This window comes from Acinetobacter sp. YH12231, assembly GCF_013417755.1.
Classification (GTDB): Bacteria; Pseudomonadota; Gammaproteobacteria; order Pseudomonadales; family Moraxellaceae; genus Acinetobacter; species Acinetobacter amyesii.
Genome location: NZ_VPDJ01000049.1, coordinates 1 through 4,923, shown reverse-complemented (window position 1 = coordinate 4,923; position 4,923 = coordinate 1). Strand labels below are relative to the sequence as shown.

The window sequence follows — 4,923 nt, the reverse complement described above, 5'->3', positions numbered from 1 at the left end:
GCTTTGGACAACTGCGCTTTGATGACACCACAGGACAAATTTCGACACAATTACAAAGTACCCATGGTGCTACCCAGCTCAACCTCGGTAACCTCAGTCATCCCAAAGAAACCGCAGAAAGTGCAGGGCGAGGTGAAGGCTTTGAACTGAGAACCGACCAATGGGGCGCAGTACGTGCAGGACAGGGGCTACTTGTCAGCACACACCCACAACAACAAGCAGCGGCAATGCACCTCGACGCACAAGCGGCGAAAGAACAAATCGAAGCCAACTTAAACAGCAGTAAAGCCTTAAGTGAAGTGGCGAAAAATCAACAAACTGACCCACTTGAAGTCTTGGATAATTTAAAAAACTTCCTTCGGCAAATCGAAAAAGGCAGTAAAGAAAAGGCGGATGCCTTTAAACAAGCCTTAATGATTTTATCTGCACCAAACTCAATTGCTGTAAGTAGTCAGGAAGATGTTCATCTTTCAGCAGATGGACAGATCAGCCAAAGTGCAGGGGATAGCATCAACCTCAGCAGTCAAAAATCCTTAATTGCCCATGCACAAAGCAAGATCAGTCTATTTGCAGCACAAGAAGGCTTACGAGCTTATGCAGGCAAAGGCAAAGTTGAAATCCAAGCCCAAGGAGATGGGGCAGATCTGATTGCCCGAAAAGGTATTCAAATTATTTCCACGGAAGATGTAGTTTATATCACCAGTCCTAAAGAAATAATCCTGACTGGAGGCGGATCACAGCTCAAGATTAATGGTTCTGGCATATTCCCTACCACGGGTGGAAAGTTTGAGGTTAAGGCCGGGCAGCATTTATTTACAGGTGGAAGTACGGCTCAACCAAAAAATATTACTTTACCATTATTAGGTGAAATGCAAAATTGGATGGAATTGAACTACCATTATGATGATTTATCACCAGTTAAAGGGGCTCCTTTTAAAGTCTTTTTTGAAGATGGAAGTTACAGAGAAGGTACTTTAGATGATAAAGGGTACGCTAAATTAGAAAATGTACCTAAAGGAAAATCTGAAATTTATTATGGGGAAGATCCGTCAGAGTTTAAAAAAGACATTCCCGATGACCTAGATGCAGAAATTGAAGATACAGACACTATTGACGATGATATTTGGTCACTATTAGATGAAGAAGCATATCAAAAACTTACAAATAACTTACAGAATGGAGCGAAATAATGGGCTCTGTCGCTAAATATAAACGTTCTGTAGATTCTGTTCCCGGTGGATGGCTACAAAGTTTAAAAAAAGACACTATGACTTTCTTTAAAGGTGAAAGTACTGGTGGTTGGGCAATTTTAGCGGAGACGGTAATTGGGTGTGTACCTGTTTTAGGTCAATTGGTAGACGCGAGAGATATTATTAAAGCGATTATCATTTTATCTGCAAATCCAGCTAGCCCTGCTGGATGGTTTGATCTTATTACAGCATTAATTGGCTTAGTTCCAGGTGGTGGGGATGCTGTCAAAATGTCATTAAAAAGTGTCAAAAAAGGCGCTTTACCAATGGATAGTATTTTAGATGGTATCCGAAAACTAGGGAAAGGTGATCCTGAGCAATTGATACGTAAGTGTCTAGATCTAAATGCATTACAAAAAAATTTGGATAAGATACTGACAAACCCTAAAGTATTAAATCAGCTAAGCCCTGAAGCTCGTAAAAATGTTGATCAGATTCGAAAAAATTTAGGTAAACAATTACAAGAATTTAAAAAGGAAGTTGATGGCTGGCTAATAAAAAGTAGAAAAACTTCAGCAGATGCAAATAAAAATTCTAAGAACCAAACAAATAAGCCAAATTCTCCAGCAAATGGTGGACAAAAAGCAAACAATACAAATCAGGGCAAATCTAACAGTACCAATAATTCGTCAATAGGCCAAACAGCTATAACTAATTTATCTAATAAATTTAAAGGTATTCTAGGTGAGCATATGGCAGATTACTATTGCCAAGAAATTAAAGGCTGGGGAACTTCAACACATGATAAGATAGGAACGAAAAACTCTCATAAATTGAATGATAATGGGGAAATGGTAAATCTATTTTCTATTAAAAGTAGAGGGCGTGGTATAGATGGAGTTTGGAAGAAAAATAATAATGACGCAAAACCATATGCAATTATTGAGGCTAAATGTAGCCAAAATCCTGCTGCTTCACTTAGAGATTTATTAGGTGATGCTAATGATAAAAATGGTATTGATAAATCAATACCTCAACAACAACAAAGATCTGGCAGAACTTCTAGAAACCGTACTAACACTAGTTCAACTAATCGTAATCTAACTTTAGGTGGCGAAAAATATAGAGATTCTAGTGGAAAAGTAGTTCAAATGAGCCATCATTGGATAACAAATCGTCTTGTTAAATCAGTAGGAATTAAGCTAGCTCCAATAATATTGAAAAAAAGAAGATATGAAAGATATGTTATTTTTTTTAGTGGATTGCAGGTAGTAGAACATGCTGTTGCATTAATTAAATTCTTATCTAAACAAACAGTAACTGATAAAGAACATTCTATTCATACAGCTACAAAGGTTTGGACTGATAAAGACATTAGTATCGTTGTTAATAATAAATAATTGGAAATTTATTTATGATGGAATTTAAGTTTAATCGTAGACAACAATTTTTAGATGAAAGTTACTATCAATCTACAAGGAGTGAGCTTGTCAGCGCCATAGAAAGTTTTTTAAGTGAATCAAATGATGATGATGATATCGAAGCAGGATGGATAGACTCTTATTCGATAGCGTCTAGATATCAGTTTGATTTGCTTATTTTGGACTATACTGCTGGTAAACCGATTGAGTATTTACGCTTAGAATTTGATAAAGTAATTGAATTATTCAAGGAACTCTCTTTAAAACAAAGAGCCTATTATAAAAATAATAATTTTAGTGTTTTTGACATCGAAATTTTAGATGACTATTGTGTATATATATGGATTATCAGCCTTTGTTATTTATTAAAAAGAACTGATTTACTACCGTTGGTAGCTAACCTTGTTGATGGAGAGGATCAAGAAAATGGAGGGAAAGATTGGATTGTAGAGGAATTTTTGGCTTTTAATGACGATAACCGTTTTGATTGTTCAGATGTCCTTTTTTCAAATCCTTATTTTGAGTTATCCAATGCATTTGTGACCCAAGATAATAAAGTTTCATTCAAGCATTTAAACAAATTTTTAAAAAAATGGTATAAAGATTTATCTGGAGCTCCATGGCATGATACCCATAAATCAGAGGGTGGATATTATGGATATTGGGCTTTTGAAGCAGCTTGTGCTGTTATTCTATTAGAAATAGAAAATGATAAAGAATTTCATGAATACCTCTATTATCCTAAAGACTTAATAGAGTTCTATCGTACATTTAAACCTAGTAGTGCTGAAATTGACCTCCTAACTAAATATCAAAAAGTATCAATTCAAGCAGGTAAAAAATGTCCTCAATCAGGTTATTGGTTCAGTGTAGCCAAGGAAAACACTCGTAAATACTTTAAACAAGGGGAAATATTCCCTGATTTTGAAAGTGATTGGGGGGATGTATATTGGCAGTTTGACGGTGAAGAATAAGTGAAAATATGCCCTTCGGGGCAGTTTTTGGGCATAAAATGGATTTAGTTAATATAAAAAGACAACAATTTCTTACACCTCAAATGTATGAAACATTAAAGGCGGAAACTCTGAACACTATTGAAACTTTTAAAGTAAATCCTACAGGTGTTGGTGATTCAATAGAAGAAAGATGGGTATACTCTTATGCTATCGTAGCAGAGGACTATTTAAATCTGCTTATATTGGAATATACAGCTGGCAATAGTTTACCTTTTATTAGAAGCCAAATTGAAATAGTTATTGACTATTATGAGCAATATGGAAGTAAATTAAGAAGTTATCATAAAAATATAAACTTACCAGTTTTTGAATTATTTACTATTGATGGCTATTGTCCATGTATTTGGTTAATCAGTTTGTGTTATTTACTCCACCGAAAGGATTTGCTACCTAGAGTTGCGAAATTAATTGACGGAGAAATGAGAGAAAATGTTGCTCAAGATTGGCTAATTGAAGAGTATTTATCTTTTTCAGATGAAAATAGATATGATTGTTCAACAGTATTAGTACCAAAACCTTACTTATTATTATGTGAAGCCTTTTCAAATCAAGATAATGAAATTTCTTTAGCTTTTGTCCGTAAGTTTTTAAAGAATTGGTACAAAGATTTATCAGGTGCGCCTTGGCATGATACTCATAAATCAGAAGGTGGCTATTATGGATACTGGGCTTTTGAAGCAGCGTGCGCTGTTATTCTGTTAGAGATAGAGAATGATACTGTCTTACATGAATACTTATATTACCCTAAAGATTTGGTTGAATTTTATCACAAATTCAAGCTCAAAACTTCAGTAATAAATTTTCTTGAAAATCATAATAAATTTTCAATTAAAGCTGGGGAAAAATGTCCTCAACAGGGTTATTGGTTTACAGTTGCTAAAGTGAACTCACGTCAATACTTTAACTTGGGAGATGTTTTTCCTGATTTTGAAAGTGATTGGGGCGATGTGTATTGGCAGTTTGATGGTGAAGAGTAATTTATGCCTTCGGGACTTGATAATATTGGATCTCTAAAAAAAGAAGTATTAATTAAAAGAATATTTTATGAGCACAGCACAAGTTTATTTAAATGATGAGGAAATAGAAGAATTAGTTCGAGATATTCCTCTTGATACATCAATAATTTATGGGGAAGAAAAAAAAGAGTTCGGAGTTTGCCCTTATATTACATTTTATATTAGATCTCTTTCATAAATCAAAAAACGATCTTCTTTTTGGTTAATATTTGCACTCCGGATTTCTTAGCATTCGTGCATAATCTGCGGATGAAATACATCGATTCAAACAAGCTTTCTG

At 34.6% G+C, this 4,923-nt stretch carries 5 protein-coding genes; all 5 read left to right on the top strand.

All coding sequences use genetic code 11. From position 1 onward, the window contains the following. Positions 1-1,190 (top strand): type VI secretion system Vgr family protein (locus FTV11_RS16700; RefSeq protein ID WP_180074497.1); only part of this gene is annotated, 1,190 nt, incomplete at its 5' end. Then, the gene (locus FTV11_RS16695; protein WP_180009471.1) at positions 1,190-2,590 is read left to right on the top strand and encodes a hypothetical protein; all 1,401 of its coding nucleotides are present in this window, start codon (positions 1,190-1,192) and stop codon (positions 2,588-2,590) included. The genes FTV11_RS16700 and FTV11_RS16695, both read left to right, overlap by 1 nt. 14 nt (positions 2,591-2,604) lie before the next feature. After that, complete coding sequence (locus tag FTV11_RS16690; protein WP_180009470.1) at positions 2,605-3,585, top strand: PoNe immunity protein domain-containing protein; 981 nt, start codon at positions 2,605-2,607, stop codon at positions 3,583-3,585. A 38-nt stretch (positions 3,586-3,623) separates the two neighbouring features. Beyond that, entirely contained in the window at positions 3,624-4,604 is a 981-nt protein-coding gene (locus FTV11_RS16685) for a PoNe immunity protein domain-containing protein (protein WP_180010880.1), read from the top strand. A 67-nt stretch (positions 4,605-4,671) separates the two neighbouring features. Then, on the top strand, positions 4,672-4,821 hold the full coding sequence (locus tag FTV11_RS16680; protein ID WP_180074495.1) for a hypothetical protein: 150 nt from the start codon (positions 4,672-4,674) through the stop codon (positions 4,819-4,821). Positions 4,822-4,923: the final 102 nt, after the last annotated feature.